We start from the raw sequence: 16941 nt of genomic DNA, 5'->3' as shown, positions 1-16941 counted from the left end.
ATCATGACGCTGGACCTCGCCTTCCGCGGTCGGCGCGTGGTCGTCGATGGCGCCGAGGCGGCGTGCGTGGTCGGTGTGCGCGACGGGCGCATCGCCGTCGTAGCGCCGTTCGACGAGACGCTGGAAGCCCGGGAGTTGGTCGCCCTCGCCGACGACGAGGTGCTTCTGCCCGGGCTCGTCGACACCCATGTGCACGTCAACGAACCCGGCCGTACCGAATGGGAGGGCTACGCCAGCGCGACCCGGGCGGCCGCAGCGGGCGGGGTCACGACGATCGTGGACATGCCGCTCAACAGCATCCCGCCGACGACCACGACCGCCGCGCTGGCTGCCAAGCGGGACTGCGCCCGCGCCCAGGTGCACGTCGACGTGGGCTTCTGGGGCGGGGCGGTGCCCGGCAACCTCGCCGATCTGGCCGCCCTGCACGACGCTGGAGTCTTCGGTTTCAAGTGCTTCCTGCTCGACTCGGGGGTGCCGGAGTTTCCGCCGCTGGACGCCTCGGGCTTCGCCGCGACGATGGCCGAGACGGCACGCCTCGGGGCGATGCTGATCGTGCACGCCGAGGACGCTGGGGTGATCGCGCAGGCGCCGCCCACGGCCGGGCCGGGGTACGCGGCCTTCCTGCGTTCCCGCCCGCACCTGGCCGAGCAGCGCGCGATCGACCAGGTGATCGACGTGGCCCGCGCGACCGGTGGTCGGGCCCACGTGCTGCACCTTTCCAGTGCGCACGCGCTGCCGGGACTCGCCGCCGCCAGGGCCGCCGGCGTCGATGTCTCGGTGGAGACCTGCCCGCACTATCTGACGCTGTCCGCGGCCGACGTCCCGGACGGGGCCACCCAGTTCAAGTGCTGTCCGCCGATCCGGGACGGTGGTAACCGGGACCGGTTGTGGCAGGCGCTCGCCGCCGGGGACATCGACATGGTCGTCTCAGACCACTCACCCTGCACGGCTGAGCTCAAGCTGCTCGACCTGGGCGACTTCGGCAGGGCTTGGGGCGGCATCGCGGGCCTGCAACTGGGGCTGCCGGTGGTTTGGACGGCGGCACGCTCGCGCGGGCACTCGCTGACCGAGGTGACGCGGTGGATGGCGCAGCGCCCGGCCGAGCGCGTCGGGCTGGCGCACAAGGGTCGCATCGCCGTCGGCGCCGACGCCGACCTGTGTGTTCTCGCCCCGGACGCCGAGTTCGTCGTCGATCCGGTACGCCTGCTGCACCGCAACCAGGTCACGGCGTACTCGGGTCGGCGGCTGGTCGGCGTCGTTCGGCAGACCTGGCTTCGTGGGATGCGTGTGCGTGCGGATGGCCGGCCGTTCGGCAAGCTGCTGACGAGGGGACACAGATGACCGACACCGTCGAGATCAGGGTCAACGGCCAGAACGTCCCGCTCGGGGATGTCACACCACACACCACCGCACTGGAATGGCTGCGCGAACAGGGCCTCACCGGCTGCAAGGAGGGCTGTGGGGAGGGTGAGTGCGGCGCATGCTCCGTGCTCGTCGCCCGCCCCGGCGTCGAATCTCCCACGGAATGGGCGGCGATCAACGCATGTCTGGTGCCCGCAGCCGCCCTCGCCGCCCAGGAGATCGTCACGGCCGAGGGCCTGGGCAGCCCGGACCGCCTGCACGCGGTCCAGCACGAGATGGCCGTCCGCGGCGGTTCCCAGTGTGGATACTGCACGCCCGGCTTCGTCTGCAGCATGGCTGCCGAGTACTACCGTCCCGGCCGAGAGGCGTTTCCGGACGGCGCGGTGACCGACCACGACCACGGGCCCAACGGCTTCGACCTGCACGCCCTCAGCGGTAACCTGTGCCGCTGTACCGGCTACCGGCCGATCCGCGACGCCGCGTACGCACTCGGGCCACCCGCGCCCGAGGATCAGCTCGCGCAGCGCCGGCAGGCGCCTCCGGCGCCGCCCCGGCCGGTCCGACTGAAGCACGGGGGCCGGGAGTTCATCCGGCCAGCCTCGCTGCCCGACGCGCTGCGGTTGCTGCGCGAGCGGCCCGCTGCCACCGTGGTGGCTGGTTCGACCGACTGGGGCGTGGAGGTGAACCTGCGTGGCACGCGCGCCGGGTCGGTCATCGCCATCGACCAGCTCTCAGAGCTGCGGGAATTGACGTTCGGGCCAGAGTGCGTCGAGATCGGCGCCGGGCTGACCCTCAGCGAGATCGAGCGCCGCCTCGCCGGCCGGGTGCCGTTGCTCGCCCAGATGTTCCCCCTGTTCGCGTCCAGGCTTGTCCGCAACAGCGCCACCATCGGTGGCAACCTTGGCACCGGTTCCCCGGTCGGCGACACCCCGCCGGTGTTGCTCGCGCTCGCCGCCGATGTCGTCCTGGTCAGCGCCGACGGCGAGCGTCGGGTGCGGCTGGCGGACTACTTCACCGGATACCGGCGCAGCGTCCGTCACCCCGAAGAGCTGATCCGCGCGGTGCGGATCCCACTGCCGCTCGCCGACCTCGTCGCCTTCCACAAGATCGCGAAGCGACGGTTCGACGACATCGCCAGCGTTGCCGTCGGCTTCGCCCTCGACGTCGTCGACGGCACGGTCGTCCGGGCACGTATCGGCCTTGGTGGGGTGGCGGCCACGCCCATCCGGGCCCGGGCCACCGAGGCGGCACTGGAGGGCCGGTCCTGGTCCGCAGCCACCGCCGCAACCGCCGCGCGGGTACTGCGCGGCGAGGGAACGCCCCTGGACGACCATCGGTCCAGTGCCGAGTACCGGGCCGCCATGCTCGGCCAGAGTCTGCTCAAGCTGTACGCCGAGAACTCGGCTCCGGACGAGGTGCCCGCAGGCGCGGGCACACCAAGCGCAGCGATCACTGCGAGCGCCGTCGAGAGGAGTCCGCAACATGAGCGCTCTGTCTGAGCGACCGGAGAGCCCCGGGGTCGGCGCCCCGGTGCCGCACGAGAGTGCGACGCTGCACGTCACCGGCACCGCCCTGTACACCGACGACCTGATCTACCGTACCAAGGACGTGCTGCACGCCCATCCCGTGCAGGTGCCGCAGGCGCATGCCCGGGTCACCGCGTTGCGAATTGCACCGGCACTGCGCGTGCCGGGCGTCGTCCGGGTGCTCACGGCCGCCGATGTGCCTGGGGTCAACGACGCCGGGGTCAAGCACGACGAGCCGCTCTTCCCCGACGAGGTGATGTTCTTCGGCCACGCCGTCTGTTGGGTGCTCGCCGAGACGTTTGAGGCGGCACGCCTGGGCGCGGCGGCCGTGGAGGTCGAGGCGGAGCCGCTGCCGTCCTACGTGACGGTACGGGAGGCAATCGCCGCCGGCAGCTTCCAGGGCGCCAGCCCACAGCTGGTGCGTGGTGATGTCGAGGCCGGGCTGGCCGACGCCGGGCACGTGTTCAGTGGGGAGCTCGAGTTCGCCGGGCAGGAGCACTTCTACCTTGAGACGCACTGTGCGCTGGCCCACGTCGACGAAGCCGGGCAGATCTTCGTGCAGAGCAGCACCCAACACCCCTCGGAGACCCAGGAGATCGTCGCGCACGTGCTTGGCCGGGCCAGCCACGAGGTCACCGTCCAGTGCCTGCGCATGGGCGGCGGCTTTGGCGGCAAGGAGATGCAGCCGCACGGTTTCGCCGCCATCGCCGCGCTGGGCGCGACGCTCACCGGACGCCCGGTACGGGTGCGCCTCACCCGCGCCCAGGATCTGACCATGTCGGGCAAGCGGCACGGGTTCCTCGTCCACTGGCGAGTGGGATTCGACGCGGCGGGTCGGCTACAGGCGCTCGAAGCGACGCTGACCGCGGACGGCGGCTGGAGCCTCGACCTGTCCGAGCCGGTGCTGGCCCGCGCGCTGTGCCACGTCGACAACGCGTACTGGCTGCCGCACGTGCGGCTCAACGGCCGCATCGTGCGAACCCACAAGACGTCCAGCACCGCCTTCCGGGGCTTCGGCGGCCCGCAGGGCATGATGGTCATCGAGGACATCCTCGGCCGGTGCGCCCCCCTGCTCGGCATCGATCCGATGGACCTGCGCCGACGGAACTTCTACCGCGTCGGTCAGACCACCCCGTACGGCCAGGTGGTTCGGCACCCGGATCGGCTGGACAGGCTCTGGCGGCAGGTTCTCGACACCGGTGACGTCATCACCCGGCAGCGGGAGATCGCCGCCTTCAACACCGCACATCCGCATACCAAACGTGGTCTGGCCGTCACGCCGGTCAAGTTCGGCATCTCCTTCAACCTCACCGCGTTCAACCAGGCCGGCGCGCTCGTGCACGTGTACCGGGACGGATCGGTGTTGATAAACCACGGCGGCACCGAGATGGGCCAAGGTCTGCACACCAAGATGTTGCAGGTGGCGGCGACCACCCTGGGCATCCCGCTGCGCCGGGTGCGGCTGGCGCCCACCCGAACCGACAAGGTGCCCAACACCTCGGCGACTGCGGCGAGCTGCGGCGCCGACCTCAACGGTGGTGCGGTCAGGCACGCCTGCGAACAGATCCGCGTACGCCTGGCCCCGGTGGCGGCCACGATGCTGGGTACCAGCGCGGCAGACGTTCGGATCGTCGACGGCGTGGCACGCGGCATCGGAGCCGCCGCGGGGATCGAGTGGGACGAGTTGGTCCGAGCCGCCTACTTCCAGCGGGTTCAGCTGTTCGCTGCAGGCTTCTACCGTACCGAGGGGCTGCACTGGGACTCGTCGGTGATGCAGGGCTCGCCGTTCAAGTACTTCGCGTACGGGGTGGCGGCCGCCGAGGTCGAGGTGGACGGTTTCACCGGCGCGCACCGGACCCGGCGGGTGGACATCGCGCACGATGTCGGGGACAGTCTGTCGCCGCTCATCGACATCGGCCAGATCGAGGGTGGGTTCGTGCAGGGCGCGGGTTGGCTGACCCTGGAGGACCTGCGGTGGGACACCGGGCCCGGAGCGGCGCGCGGGCGGCTGCACACGCAGGCGGCCAGTACGTACAAGTTGCCCAGCTTCTCGGAAATGCCGGAGATCTTCAATGTCATGCTGCTGACCGATGCGGCGGAGGATCAGGTGGTCTATGGCTCCAAGGCGGTGGGCGAACCCCCGCTGATGCTCGCCTTCTCCGTGCGCGAGGCGCTGCGCCAGGCCACGGCGGCGTTCGGGACCGCCAGCACCAGCGTCGACCTCGCCTCACCAGCCACACCCGAGGCCGTGTTCTGGGCGATCGAGCGGGCGCGCGCCGGTGACGGGCGCGGCGGCGCGGCAGGGGCTGACCTGCGGCCGGGGGTGGAAACACCCGCCATGCCTCCGGACTTGGGGCGGATCGACCCGGCGGTGAGCCGTGCCTGAGCGGAACTGGCTCTCCGCGGTGACCCACCTGCGTGACGCCCGCGAGCCGGGCGTGCTTGTCACACTTGCGGCGGCGCGTGGCCATGCGCCGCGAGCGGCCGGCGCCAAGCTCGTGGTGGGAGCGACGCAAGCCTGGGGCTCGATCGGTGGCGGCAACATGGAGGCCGTCGCGATCGACCGGGCCCGCGCGCTGCTCACCGCAGGAGGCGCCACGCCGGAGCTGATCACACTCTCGCTGTCGGACAAGGCGCCGTACGAGCACGGGGTGCAGTGCTGCGGCGGTGTGGTGACGGTGCTGCTCGAACCCTTGCCCGTGGTGCCGGCGGTGGCGCTGTTCGGTGTCGGGCACGTGGGCTTGGAACTGGCCCGCGTCCTGGCCCGGCACGACATCGATCTCCACCTCATAGACACCCGTCCGGAGCAGCTCGCCGACGACCGGCTGGCGGTTCTCGCCGACGCGGTGGCGCAGGTGCACATCCACCGGGTGGCGGTGCTGCCGGAGATCGTGCTCGGTGAGCTACCCGCGGGCACCCATGTCCTGATCATGACGCACGACCATGCCGAGGACTTCGCCCTCTGCGACGCGGTCCTCCGCGGCGGCGACTTCGGCTCTGTCGGCCTCATCGGCTCGGCAGGCAAGTGGGCCCGATTCCGTGCCAAGCTCGCCGCCCAAGGTCATGACGCCACGGCGTTCACCCGCGTCACCACGCCGATCGGGCTCGCCGACATCCGCGGCAAAGAGCCCGCGACGATCGCCGTCAGCGTCGCCGCCGACCTGCTGTGCAGGATCGAACAAGCCCGAACCGCCGTCGGCGTCCCCGCATCCGTGGACGCCGAGCGATGACCCTCTACCGCGCTCAGGTCATCGACACCCCGAACGACCCGTTCCGTGGCGGTGCGCTGCGGTACGACGGTGACGCGGGTCTGCTGGTCGACAACGGCCGTATCGTCGAACGGGACGCCTTCGCCGAGCTGCGCTCCCGGCATCCTGAGGCGCAGGTGGTCGAGCTCTCCGCCGGCATCCTGTTGCCCGGCCTGGTGGACACCCATGTGCATTTCCCTCAGGTTCGGGTCATCGGGGCGTTGGGGATGCCGTTGTTGGAGTGGCTGGAACGCTGCGCGTTGCCCGAGGAGGCCCGGACAGCCGAGGTCGGTTACGCCCGCGCAGTGGCCGCCGAGTTCGTCTCCGCCCTGCTCGGCGCGGGCACGACCACGGCTCTGGTCTTCGGTTCTCATTTCGCCCCGGCGGTGGACGCGCTGTTTCAGGCAGCCGCCGGGTACGGCCTGCGGATCACCAGCGGCCTCGTCGTCGGTGACCGGATGCTGCGCCCGGAACTGCACACATCCGCCCAGCGCAGCTACGACGAGGGCCGCGCGCTGGCACAACGCTGGCATGGCGTCGGACGCAGCAGGTACACGGTGACACCCCGATTCGCGCTGTCGTGCAGCGACGAGTTGCTCGCCGCCTGCGGGCAGTTGCACCGGGACGTGGCGGGCAGCTGGATCACCGCACACCTCAACGAAAACCTTGACGAGGTCGCCACGGTTCGGCAGTTGTCCGGCGCGGACACCTACCTCGACTGCTATGGCCGGCACGGACTGGTCGGCCGCCACAGTGTCTTCGCGCACAACGTGCATCCGGCCGACACCGAGCTCAAGCTACTGGCCGAGGCCAGCGCCAGTGTGGCGCACTGCCCGACGAGTAACGCGGCACTGGGCAGCGGCCTGTTCCCACTCGACCGCCACCTCGCCTACGGCGTGCACGTGGCGCTGGGCTCTGACGTGGGTGCCGGCACCGGCTTTTCCCTCTTCAAGGAGGGGCTTCAGGCGTACCTCATGCAACGGTTGCGCGGCGCGGAGGGTGTGCCGCTCACCGCGACGCACCTGTTGCACCTGGCCACCACGGCGGGGGCGCAGGCATTGGGCCTGCGGGACCAGATCGGCGACCTGGGCGTCGCCCAGCGGTTCGACGCGATCTGGATACGACCCCGCTCGGGCACGCCGCTGGCCATCGGCATGCGCCACTCGAATGGACCGGAGGAGGCTCTTGCGAAGGTGTTCGCCCTGGCCACACCGCATGATCTGGCGCAGGTGTGGATCGATGGGGTGCCGGTGGCAGGTCGTGTCGGTCGTGCTCTTCCTTCCCATCCTCGGACTCGTCTCCAACCATGGACACGACAGAGCGGCGAGCGAACGCGCCGTGCAGAAGGCGGTGGGCGAAGGCGCCGCCTCCGTCGGCCCGGAATCGATGGTGGTCTGAACCGATGACGATCTGGACGCTGGAGCACTTGAACACCGCTCCTGACGACGACCATCTCCGGTCGGCGCTGTGTCGATGTTGCTCGGCCCGGGTTTGGGTGGCGGCGATCGTTGCCGGACGGCCTTACGCCGACCAGGACGCGCTGGGTGTGGCCTCTGACGCGGCCACCATGTCCCTCGACCCGGCCGGCTTCACCGAGGCGTTGGCCGGTCACCCACGAATCGGCGAGCGAGTACCAATCCACGGCGAACAGTGGTCGCGACAGGAGCAGGCGGGCGTCGCCGGTGCGGACGAGCAACTGCGGGCAGAACTCGCGGCTGCCAACGCAGCGTACGAGCAGCGCTTCGGGCATCTCTACCTGGTCTGCGCGACCGGGCTGCCGGCGACGGATCTGCTTGACATCTGCCGCGTGCGGCTGACGAACGACCCGGTTGCGGAGCGGACCGTCTCGCTGGCCGAACTTGCCAAGATCAATCGACTGCGGCTGGGCAAGCTCCTACGATCGGAGGACCGATGAGCCTGTCGACTCACGTTCTGGACGCCAGCAGGGGCCAGCCGGCGTCGGAGGTGCAGGTGGTGGTCGAGCGCCGTCTCGGCGATGCGTGGCAACACGTCACCCAAGCCTGTACCGACACCGACGGGCGTGTGAGTAATCTCCGGATATCCGGCTCGGGTACGCACCGGCTCCGGTTCGACACCGGGCAGTACTTCGCGGAGCGCAACGTGCCCACCTTCTACCCGGAGGTGGTGGTCACCTTCGAGATCGACGACGACGCGGTGCACCACCACGTACCGCTGTTGCTCAGCCCGTTCGGCTACTCGACCTACCGGGGGAGCTGAACGGTGGACGGCGGAGGTTCCGAACCCGATCCTTCGTAGCGCATCTCTGGTCGAGGGCTCGCCGTCGCAGCGGTTGGTGGGCGATTCAACCGCCAACGACAGGTGTCTGCAGAATTGTGCCGGCGCATCGCTACACTCTGTCCAACCGCGACTCGAGGCGGCGCGGACGATGACGTTCCGGTGTGGACGGGGAGACGAACAGTGACGAGTCAGCAGGGGGCTGCGCCCGACGTCGACATGAACGTGCCGAGCGTGGCCCGGGTCTACGACTTCATGCTCGGCGGCAAGGACAACTTCGCGGCCGACCGCGAAGTCGCCGAGCACGCGCTCAAAATCACGCCGGACGGTCCGCAGGCCGCCCAGGCGAACCGGGCCTTCCTGCGCCGGGTGGTTCGTTTCCTCGTCGCCGAAGAGGGGATCTGCCAGTTCCTCGATCTCGGCTCGGGCCTGCCGACGCAGGGCAACGTGCACGAGGTGGCCACCCGTCACGACCCGCGGGCACGGGTGGTCTACGTCGACTACGACCCGATCGTGTTGGCGCACGGGCGGGCGCTGCTGGCCCATGCCGGGACGGCCACGGTGATCCAGGCGGACGTCCGATCGCCGCAGGCCATTCTGGAACATCCGGACGTTCGTAAGTTCCTGGACTTCGACCGTCCAATCGGGCTGCTGCTCTTCGCGATCCTGCACCACCTCCGGGACGACGAAGATCCGAAAGCGGTGGCGGCGACTCTGAGCGAGGCGCTTCCTTCCGGCAGCTACGTGGCAATCTCCCACTTCCGCGACCCCGGCGAGCGGCACCCGGACGCCTCCCGGAAGGCGCAGGAGGTAGAACGAATCTTCAACCAGTCGCTCGGCACCGGCCGATGGCGCACCGACGAGGAGATCCTGTCCTTCGTCGAAGGCTTGGAGGTGGTGGAGCCGGGTCTGGTGCCGCTGGCCGAGTGGCGGCCGGAGCCGGGCGAGGGTACCCCGAGGCAGACCGACACCTACCAGACCTTTGTCGGGCTCGTCGCCCGCAAGACCTGAAGCCGGTTCCGAACGAGCGGGGCTTTCGCGGAGGGCCAGCCCCTCCCGGTGGCCGCTACCGCACCCAAACGGTCAACCACCACCATAGCCGACTCTCTGCCGACGGCAGGTTCTCCGCGGACGGCCACGAGGACCAGCGGGCAGTGGGCTGTCGGCACCATCGCGGCCTGGGCAATCCCTACCGGCGCCCGCCGGGATCGCCGAGGCCTCAGGAGGACGGCACGTACAGCAGGCGGCTGGTCGTGTTGGGCCGAGTGTTGAACACGACGCCCGAAGTGGCGTTCCCGAGCACCTGGGCGTGCACCTGCGCCGGGGTCCAGGTGGGATTCGCGGCCAGGATCAGCGCGGCGGCACCGGCCACGTGCGGTGCCGCCATCGAGGTGCCGCTCTTGACGGCCACGGCGGTGTCGTTGGCGTATCCGGCGGAGACGATGTTCTGGCCGGGGGCGAACAGGTCCACGCACGGGCCGTGGTTGCTCAGCCAGGCAGCACCGTCGTCGGACCAGGTGTTCCCGACGGTGAGCGCCGCCGGGATGAACGCCGGCGTCTTGGCGCAGGCGTCCCCGGCGTCGTTGCCGGCAGAGGCGACGACGGTCACCCCCGAATCGATCAACCCGTTGGTCGCGGCCTCGAACGCGCCTGAGCTGAATGATGTCGGCCAGCCGAAGCTCATGTTCGTCACGGCGGGACGCTGGGCGTTCGCGGTGACCCAGTCGATCGCCTGGGTGGTCGTGGCGATGTCACCGGTGGCGTCGCACGCCCAGACGCGTACCGCGACAAGGGTGACGTTCTTGGCCACCCCGTACGTCGTGCCGGCCAGGGTGCCGGCGACGTGGCTGCCGTGCCCGTAGCAGTCGTCGGCGGTTCCGCCGTCGACCACGTCGATGCCGTTGACGACACGGCCTCCGAAGTCTTGATGGGTGAAGCGGATACCGGAGTCGATCACGTAGGCGTGCACGCCCTGGCCGCCCGAGGACGGGTAGCTGAACGAGTTGTCCAGCGGCAGGTTGCGCTGATCCACCCGGTCCAGCCCCCATGACGGTGGATTCGGCTGGGTGCCCAGCGTGGTGGCGGGCGTCGAGGCGTCGTTCAGCCGTACCCGGCGGTTCTGCTCCACGAAGGCCACCGACGCGTCGGTGGCGATGCGCCTGGCCGCCGCCTCGCTGGCCCGAACAGTGAAGCCGCGCAACGCCGCGCTGTACCGGTGCCCCACCGTCGCGCCGTACCGGTCGGCCAGTGCCCGCGCCGTCCGGTCCACCGCCTCTGCGGCCGCCCGGCGGGCCGGGACGGACAGCGCGCCGCGCGGCACCTGGCCGTCCCGCGTGAGCACGCCGCTGTCCCTGAGCACGACGCTGTCCTTCAACACCACGAGGTAGTAGCCCGGCACCGCACCCGGCTCGCCTGCGCCGAGGATCGCGGCCGGCTCGGCCGCCGCCGGCGTGCCGACGCCGACCAGTGACGCCGCCGCGACCGCGACGGCCACAGCCAGCGCGCCGAACCGACGCGACGTGGTGTTCCGGTGCGAGTTGACCTGTGGAGACTTCATCTGTTGCCTTCCCGGCCGATCCCCGTTGCGGTCCCCGTCGTCCCGCAGCCGACGGAGACATCGATGGTAGGCGAAACTATCCGCCGGCGGGGCGCGACGGGCAGAGCCCCGCCGGTGGCTGCGGCTTCATCCGCGGCAGCCACCGACGGGACGTGCGTCCCTAGCCCGACCGGTACGGGAGCGGGTCGGTGCGGGCCGGGTGCCGCCGGTCGAGGAGCAGGGACACCAGCTAGCCCCACCGCTGCGAAATGCGGTCGTACTCGGCCTGGGTGACCGGCAGTACTGTGCCGTGGCGCGGGCGGCCGGGCAGGGTGTAGCTGGAAACCATGCTCCACTGCCCGCTGTTGAGATCGGTGGTGGTGAACGGGATGTACCCGCGACCGCCGTACTCGTCGATGAACAGGTACCACCGTTGCTCGGTGTTCGACTTGAACACCAGCGGCCCCTCGCCCTGCGAGAGAGAGCCGCGGCCGATGCAATCGCGCAGGTAGGAGTAGTTGCGGTTCAGAATGGTGGTCGACGTTTCCGCGAGAATGAACTTGCCGCACGTCGACTGGGAGGCGCTGCGCTCGTCCTTGGTGAACCGGTAGTACGTGCCGTTGTGCTTGATCATCGTGGAGTCGATGGTCGAGTAGCCCTTGTCGACCCACACCTGCGGGGCGCTGAAGGTGCGGAAGTCGCTGGTGGTCGCGTACATCATCCGGTTGTAGGTGGTGCCGGTGTGGTTGGGGTCGTTGGTGGCGTACAGCTTGGAAGCCCAGTAGACGACGTACTGACCGAGGGTTTCGTCGAAGTACGCCTCGGGCGCCCAGGTGTTGCCAGCGGTGTCCGGCGAGACCCGCACCAGTCGCGGAGCACTCCAGTTCACCAGGTCGGTGGACTCCCAGACCACGATGGACTTGCTGCCGGTGCGCTGCGCGGCGTCCCAGTTGCCGTTGCCGTAGATACGCAGGTCGGTGGCGATCTGGAAGAATCGGTCGCCCTGCGGTGAGCGGATGATGAACGGGTCGCGCACCCCGCGGGTGCCGACGGTGGAGGTCATCACCGGCCGGCCGCCGTTGAGCTGCCGCCAGCGGGTGGGGTCGTTGCCCTGGCTGAGAGCGAAGTACACCTGCTCACCGTTGGCGGAGCCTTCGCCGAGCATGTAGCTGAACAGGTAGCCGGCGTAGGCGGGACTCGGGCTCGGCGGGCCGCCGCCGACCCGGACCAGCAGCCACTGCTGGTTGGTGCCGCCGGTGTCGGTGTACTGCGAGACCCGCGCGCCGTCGGCGGTGGAGCGGGACCAGACGTCGAGCGCCTTTCCACTGTTGCGGTTGATCAGCTTGACGTAACCGTCGCTGGTGTCCACGACCCGGAACTGCTGGTTGGTGCCGCCGTTGTCGGGGTACTGCACGACGTCGGCGCCGTCCGCCGTGGAGCCGCCCGCCACGTCGACGACCTTGCCGCTGTGTCGTGCGCGCAGCTTGTAGTAGCCGCCGCCCGCGTCGACGAACTGGAACTGCTGGCTGGTCCGGTCGGAGCGGGCCCACTGCTGCACGCCCGCGCCGTCGGCACTCGACTGGCCGGCAATCTCGACCGCCTTGCCGCTGTGCCGCGCCACGACCTGGTAGTAAGCCGAGGGGTCGATCACCGCCGCCTCCGCGGCGGAGGTCGCCACGAGCGCGCCAGCAGTGGCCACCAGCGCCGCCACGGCGAGGGTGACGAGGCCCCGGGGGCGGAACCGCGGGCGGGGAGCAATCAGCGGACCGGCGTCGGGACCCGGCCTGGTCAGCAGGCGGACGGCCGTGACCGGTGCGCCCAGCCGGGTGAGGAATCTGGACATGTGCGCCTCCTACAAGGTGGGCACGATCGGGCGGATGGTGCCGTCGGTGTTGAATTCCATGCGGTCGATGGTGGTTTCTCGATTGGTGCCGTTACCGGCCGGAACGGCGAACCGGTGGTAGGCGACGTGCCAGGTGTCGGTGCCCGGTACCCGGACCACCGAATGGTGGCCGGTGCCCTTGATGCCGACGTCGAGCCGCTTCTGCAGCACGACACCACGTTTGGTCCACGGCCCCAGTGGCGAGGACCCGGTGGCGTACGCGACCCGGTAGTCCTCGCTACGGGTGTCGCCCTCCGACCACATGAAGTAGTAGGTGCCGTTGCGTTTGAACACGAACGGCGCCTCGTTGTACCCGGACGGGGTGATGACCCGCACTCGGGCAGAATCGAACGAAACCATGTCATCGTTCAGTGGCACCACCCGCGCTGCGCCCTGTCCCCAGTACAGATACGACCGTCCGTCGTCGTCGGTGAACACCATCGGGTCGATCGCCTGCCCGGAATACTGACCGCTACGGATCAACGGCCGCCCCAACGCGTCGCGGAACGGCCCGCTCGGAGAGTCGGACACGGCCACGCCGAGTTGCTTGGCGGTGTTGCCACTGGCCAGCCCGCCGGAGAAGTACAGGAAGTACTTTCCGTTTTTGGCCGCGACGGCCGGCGCCCAGGCCGAGTTGTCCGCCCACGACACGTCCGGCCCGTAGTCGAAGATCACCCCGTGGTCGGTCCAGTTCACCAAGTCGGCGGAGGAAAACGACTTGAGGTACGTGCCGCTCCAACTCGCGTACCCGTCAGTGGTTGGATACAGGTAGTAGCGGCCGTTGAAGGTCGTGATGTGCGGGTCGGCGAACAGCCCCGGGATGACCGGCCCCCTGGTCGTCTTGGGCGTCCAGGGCGCGACAACGCGGAACGAACTGTCCGCCTGGAACTGGGCCGTGGACTGGTAGGTGTCCAACCAGAGCGCGGCATCGCGGTGCCGGACCCGCCGGCTCGGGTAGTTGTACGACACCAGCGACACCGACCCGGCAACCGACCCCGCCGTTGGGCAGAAGGTGGCATCACCCCGGAACGTCGTATCGCCGGTGTTGGCATCCACCCGCAGCCGGAAGTCGCGGTGCCGCAGGAACCGCCCATCCCTGGCCTGGAACGAATAGCAGGCCGGTGATGCCAGGCCGTTCACGACCGTGAAGGTGGCGTCTCGCTTCGTCCCGGCGTCGCTGCTGGAGGTCACCGGCGCGAGTTGACCGGTTGAGTTCAGATGCCGCACATAGCGGCCCGGCTGGTTGACCGACTCCAGCGATTGGGCGCCGGTCGGCAACGTCGCGGCGAAGGCCCCCGCGCCGGACGCGCCGGTGTCCTGGATAGTCGGCGGCTGAGCCGACGACTCCTGGGCGCGGGTGGACGCCGAAGCCGGCACGGTGGCGTCGGCGATGGCCATGCTGGCGATCAGCGTGGCCGCTCCGGCGATGATCGCGGCCTGTGGAGGGATTCCCCGGCGACGGTTCTCACCGGCGCGATACCGGTATCGGCGATCAGCCCTGAACTGGAACACGGAGGAGCTCCTTCCGGGAGATTGCCACGTCATCACTGGTACCGCCAGGCTGAGGCGGAAGGCTCATGCCGCGTTTCGCGTGAACTGTTGGTTCTGCCCGGTGCCGCAGGTGTATTGGATCAGGCGGGTGCCGTCTGCGGTGGAACTGCTCGGCACGTCCAGGCATTTGCCGGAGTGGCGTGCGACCAGGCGCACACGGCCGCTTCCGGCGTCCTGCGTCTGCCATTGCTGATTCTGCCCGCTGTTACAGGTCCACTGGATGATCCTGGCGCTGTTGGCGGTCGAGGCGCCATCCACGTGCAGACACTTGCCAGAGTGTTGGGCCACAATCTGGTAGTAGCCGTTACCGGCGTTTCGGAACTCCCAGCGCTGGTTGCTGTTGCCGTTGCAGCCGTACTGGGCGACCTCGGCGCCGTCTGAGGTGGACGCGCTGATCACGTCGACGCACTTGCCCGAATGCCGGGCCGTTAGTGTGAACGTTTCGGTGGTGCCACCCCCACCGTCGCCCCAGCCGTGCCTGAGCCGATCGGCGCCGGTGGAGTTGCGGATACTCAGGGACAAGTTGGTGCCACTGCCTTGGAGCACGAACATGGAGTATCGGTCGTAGCCGTACTCGCTGATCTTTCCGCCGATCGCGGGCCAGTAGACCGAACCCATGCGGAGGTCCCGCATGGAGTCGGTGACGGCACGGAAGTACCGGACGAAGTTGTTGGTGCTGCCTGCGTCGTGGTAGTTCAGGCCGAAGTCCATCTGAGCGCCGAACTCGGTCGTGACCGCGCGTGAGGCGCAGCTGCCCAGGCGCTCCCGGAAGCTCTGGACCCAGCCGGCATAGTCCCTGGTGCCGTAGAAGAAGGTGTAGTGGTGGTAGGACAGCAGCGTGCCGGCGAGGCGACTGTCGGCGCAGACCGGCCTGAGGTCCTGGCTGTAGCCGCTGCCGCCCACAAGGATCCGGCCACGCGGGACCGACGCCCGGGCGTTTATCCACGAGGCGGCGAGGTTTGTCCACTCGGAGGCGCTGTAGCCGTGGGGTTCGTTCATCGGCTCGAAGTAGACCAGGCCGTTGGAGCCGTACTGGGCCGTCACGGTGTTCCACATCGAGTTGAAGGCGGCCGTGTTGGTGATTCGGCCACCGGACGCCGCCCCGTCCTCCCAGTAAGCGAGAATGACCTTGAACCCTCTGGCGGTGGCGGCGTCGATGGTGCCGCGATAGGCGTTCCACCACGACGAACCGACGGTGTGGGTGTTGATCGGCAACCGGACGGTGTTGACGCCGAGTTGGTTTTCGAACCCGTTGTAGACGGCGTCCGCCTTGGCCCGGACGGTCGTGTAACTGTCCGACTGGTTCAGCCCGTCGAGGACGAGCAGACCTTCGACGAAGTTGTCGCCCGGCACGGCCCAGTTCACACCCTTGAACTGGCTGGTGTCGGCGCCGGCCGATGGGGCGCCGGCGACGACGGCGACCGGCACCAGGGCTAGCGTGCTCAGAACGCTGATTAAAACGCGACGGAGGGAACGGGGGTGAGGTGCCATCGTATTGACCGATCTCGTCGAGTTGTGATGATAAGGGCGTCGAAAGGGCGATGTTCACGCCAACATACCGGGGGCAGTATGGCATTTGTCATATAGACGGTCAAGGATGGGTGTGGGGTGGCTTCCGGGTCGACGGCCTGGCTCGCCGCTCGCGGACGTCGTCGCCGGCGAGGTATTCGTGAATCGATCGGCGCCATGCTGGTCAGTAGACGTAGGGCCAGCCGGCGGCGTCGTAGCCGATCCGGTTGATGCCGAGCAACGATGCGCCGTTGTTGGCGTAGTAGTGGTAGAAGAGGTGGTCGCCGTCGCGGTCGGCGAGGACGGCTGGGTGGCCGGGTCCATGGACACTGCCGTGCGAGGCCAGGATCTGGGTGCCGCCGCCGGCAAGCATGCCCCGGCCGGCGCGGTCGACGAACGGCCCGGTCGGGCTGGCGGAGCGACCGACCATCACGCGGTAGGTGCTGCTGGCGCCCTGGCAGCAGCGGTCGAACGAGACGTACAGGTAGTACCAGGCGCCGCGCTTGGTCATGACGGGCGCCTCGATGCCGGGCACGTAGTTGGCGAGGCTGTGCATCGTGGTGCCGAGCCGCCGCCCGGTGGCGGGGTCGAGCTGCACCAGCTTGATCCCGGACCAGAACGATCCGAAGCTCAACCACCAGCGGCCCTGGTCGTCGACGACGAGGTTCGGGTCGATCGCGTTGAACGTGTCCGAGGTGCGGGACTCGATGACCAGGCCCTCATTGGTCCAACTGCCGGAGGCTCCGGTGGTGCTGGTCGCGAGAAAGATCGCCGAGCGGTTCGAGCGAAAGGTTGACGCCGAATAGTAGAGGTAGTAACGACCATTGTGGTACGACAGGTCCGGTGCCCACAGGTCGCGCGAACCACCGGTGTAGGTGGTGGTCCAGGGCGCGCCGCCGGGAAAGACCGCGCCCGCGTTGCGGAAGGTCACCCGGTCGGTGGAGGTTTTCAGTGCGATGTTGCCCCCGGTGTGCGCGACGAGGTATCCGCCCTCCGGGCGGGTGACCACGGTCGGGTCGTGCAAGCCGATGTCGCCGGACACCCGGCTCGGCTGGGGGTAGGAGGCAGGGG

At 69.2% G+C, this 16941-nt stretch carries 13 protein-coding genes; 8 read left to right on the top strand and 5 right to left on the bottom strand.

Going from position 1 to position 16941, the window contains the following annotated elements; translation table 11 throughout:
• Positions 1 to 3: 3 nt before the first annotated feature.
• From allB to E1193_RS03745, 8 genes are all read left to right on the top strand, one after another.
• Entirely contained in the window at positions 4 to 1341 is a 1338-nt protein-coding gene (allB, locus tag E1193_RS03780; protein ID WP_132180285.1) for an allantoinase AllB, read from the top strand.
• Entirely contained in the window at positions 1338 to 2861 is a 1524-nt protein-coding gene (locus E1193_RS03775; RefSeq protein WP_132180283.1) for an FAD binding domain-containing protein, read from the top strand. The genes allB and E1193_RS03775 overlap by 4 nt, the downstream gene beginning before the upstream one ends.
• Positions 2845 to 5274, top strand: coding sequence for a xanthine dehydrogenase molybdopterin binding subunit (gene xdhB / locus E1193_RS03770; RefSeq protein ID WP_132180281.1), 2430 nt, complete (start codon positions 2845 to 2847; stop codon positions 5272 to 5274). Before E1193_RS03775 ends, xdhB begins: the two co-directional genes overlap by 17 nt.
• The gene (gene xdhC / locus E1193_RS03765; protein WP_132180279.1) at positions 5267 to 6118 is read left to right on the top strand and encodes a xanthine dehydrogenase accessory protein XdhC; all 852 of its coding nucleotides are present in this window, start codon (positions 5267 to 5269) and stop codon (positions 6116 to 6118) included. Before xdhB ends, xdhC begins: the two co-directional genes overlap by 8 nt.
• Positions 6115 to 7542, top strand: a complete 1428-nt coding sequence (gene guaD / locus E1193_RS03760) for a guanine deaminase (protein WP_132180277.1) — start codon at positions 6115 to 6117, stop codon at positions 7540 to 7542. The genes xdhC and guaD overlap by 4 nt, the downstream gene beginning before the upstream one ends.
• On the top strand, positions 7539 to 8051 hold the full coding sequence (uraD, locus tag E1193_RS03755) for a 2-oxo-4-hydroxy-4-carboxy-5-ureidoimidazoline decarboxylase (protein ID WP_132180275.1): 513 nt from the start codon (positions 7539 to 7541) through the stop codon (positions 8049 to 8051). Before guaD ends, uraD begins: the two co-directional genes overlap by 4 nt.
• Entirely contained in the window at positions 8048 to 8374 is a 327-nt protein-coding gene (uraH, locus tag E1193_RS03750) for a hydroxyisourate hydrolase (protein ID WP_132180273.1), read from the top strand. Before uraD ends, uraH begins: the two co-directional genes overlap by 4 nt.
• Positions 8375 to 8575: 201 nt before the next feature.
• A complete protein-coding gene (locus tag E1193_RS03745) occupies positions 8576 to 9403 on the top strand; it encodes an SAM-dependent methyltransferase (RefSeq protein ID WP_132180271.1) in 828 nt (275 codons plus the stop codon).
• A gap of 208 nt (positions 9404 to 9611) precedes the next feature.
• Here E1193_RS03745 and E1193_RS03740 read toward each other — a convergent pair whose 3' ends face one another.
• From E1193_RS03740 to E1193_RS03720, 5 genes are all read right to left on the bottom strand, one after another.
• Positions 9612 to 10949, bottom strand: a complete 1338-nt coding sequence (locus tag E1193_RS03740) for a S8 family peptidase (protein ID WP_132180269.1) — start codon at positions 10947 to 10949, stop codon at positions 9612 to 9614.
• Between the two features lie 229 nt (positions 10950 to 11178).
• Entirely contained in the window at positions 11179 to 12771 is a 1593-nt protein-coding gene (locus tag E1193_RS03735; RefSeq protein WP_132180267.1) for an RICIN domain-containing protein, read from the bottom strand.
• Between the two features lie 9 nt (positions 12772 to 12780).
• The gene (locus E1193_RS31700) at positions 12781 to 14322 is read right to left on the bottom strand and encodes a family 43 glycosylhydrolase (RefSeq protein ID WP_207922545.1); all 1542 of its coding nucleotides are present in this window, start codon (positions 14320 to 14322) and stop codon (positions 12781 to 12783) included.
• Positions 14323 to 14385: 63 nt separating this feature from the next.
• Positions 14386 to 15789: an RICIN domain-containing protein gene (locus E1193_RS03725; RefSeq protein WP_243707265.1), complete on the bottom strand. Its 1404-nt coding sequence runs from the start codon at positions 15787 to 15789 to the stop codon at positions 14386 to 14388.
• A gap of 265 nt (positions 15790 to 16054) precedes the next feature.
• Positions 16055 to 16941: arabinan endo-1,5-alpha-L-arabinosidase (locus E1193_RS03720; protein ID WP_207922544.1), on the bottom strand; the 887-nt coding region annotated here is incomplete at its 5' end.

It is taken from the genome of Micromonospora sp. KC606 (assembly GCF_004348675.1).
Classification (GTDB): Bacteria; Actinomycetota; Actinomycetes; order Mycobacteriales; family Micromonosporaceae; genus Micromonospora.
Note: the sequence above shows the minus strand (reverse complement) of the source record. Positions and strands in the feature narration are given on the sequence as shown.

What these genes read in the sequence shown, in the direction of transcription:
- allB (WP_132180285.1), top strand. Translation starts at nt 4, where the DNA reads ATGACGCTGGACCTCGCCTTCCGCGGTCGGCGCGTGGTCGTCGATGGC.
- E1193_RS03775 (WP_132180283.1), top strand. Translation starts at nt 1,338, where the DNA reads ATGACCGACACCGTCGAGATCAGGGTCAACGGCCAGAACGTCCCGCTC.
- xdhB (WP_132180281.1), top strand. Translation starts at nt 2,845, where the DNA reads ATGAGCGCTCTGTCTGAGCGACCGGAGAGCCCCGGGGTCGGCGCCCCG.
- guaD (WP_132180277.1), top strand. Translation starts at nt 6,115, where the DNA reads ATGACCCTCTACCGCGCTCAGGTCATCGACACCCCGAACGACCCGTTC.
- uraD (WP_132180275.1), top strand. Translation starts at nt 7,539, where the DNA reads ATGACGATCTGGACGCTGGAGCACTTGAACACCGCTCCTGACGACGAC.
- uraH (WP_132180273.1), top strand. Translation starts at nt 8,048, where the DNA reads ATGAGCCTGTCGACTCACGTTCTGGACGCCAGCAGGGGCCAGCCGGCG.
- E1193_RS03740 (WP_132180269.1), bottom strand. Translation starts at nt 10,949, where the DNA reads ATGAAGTCTCCACAGGTCAACTCGCACCGGAACACCACGTCGCGTCGG.
- E1193_RS03735 (WP_132180267.1), bottom strand. Translation starts at nt 12,771, where the DNA reads ATGTCCAGATTCCTCACCCGGCTGGGCGCACCGGTCACGGCCGTCCGC.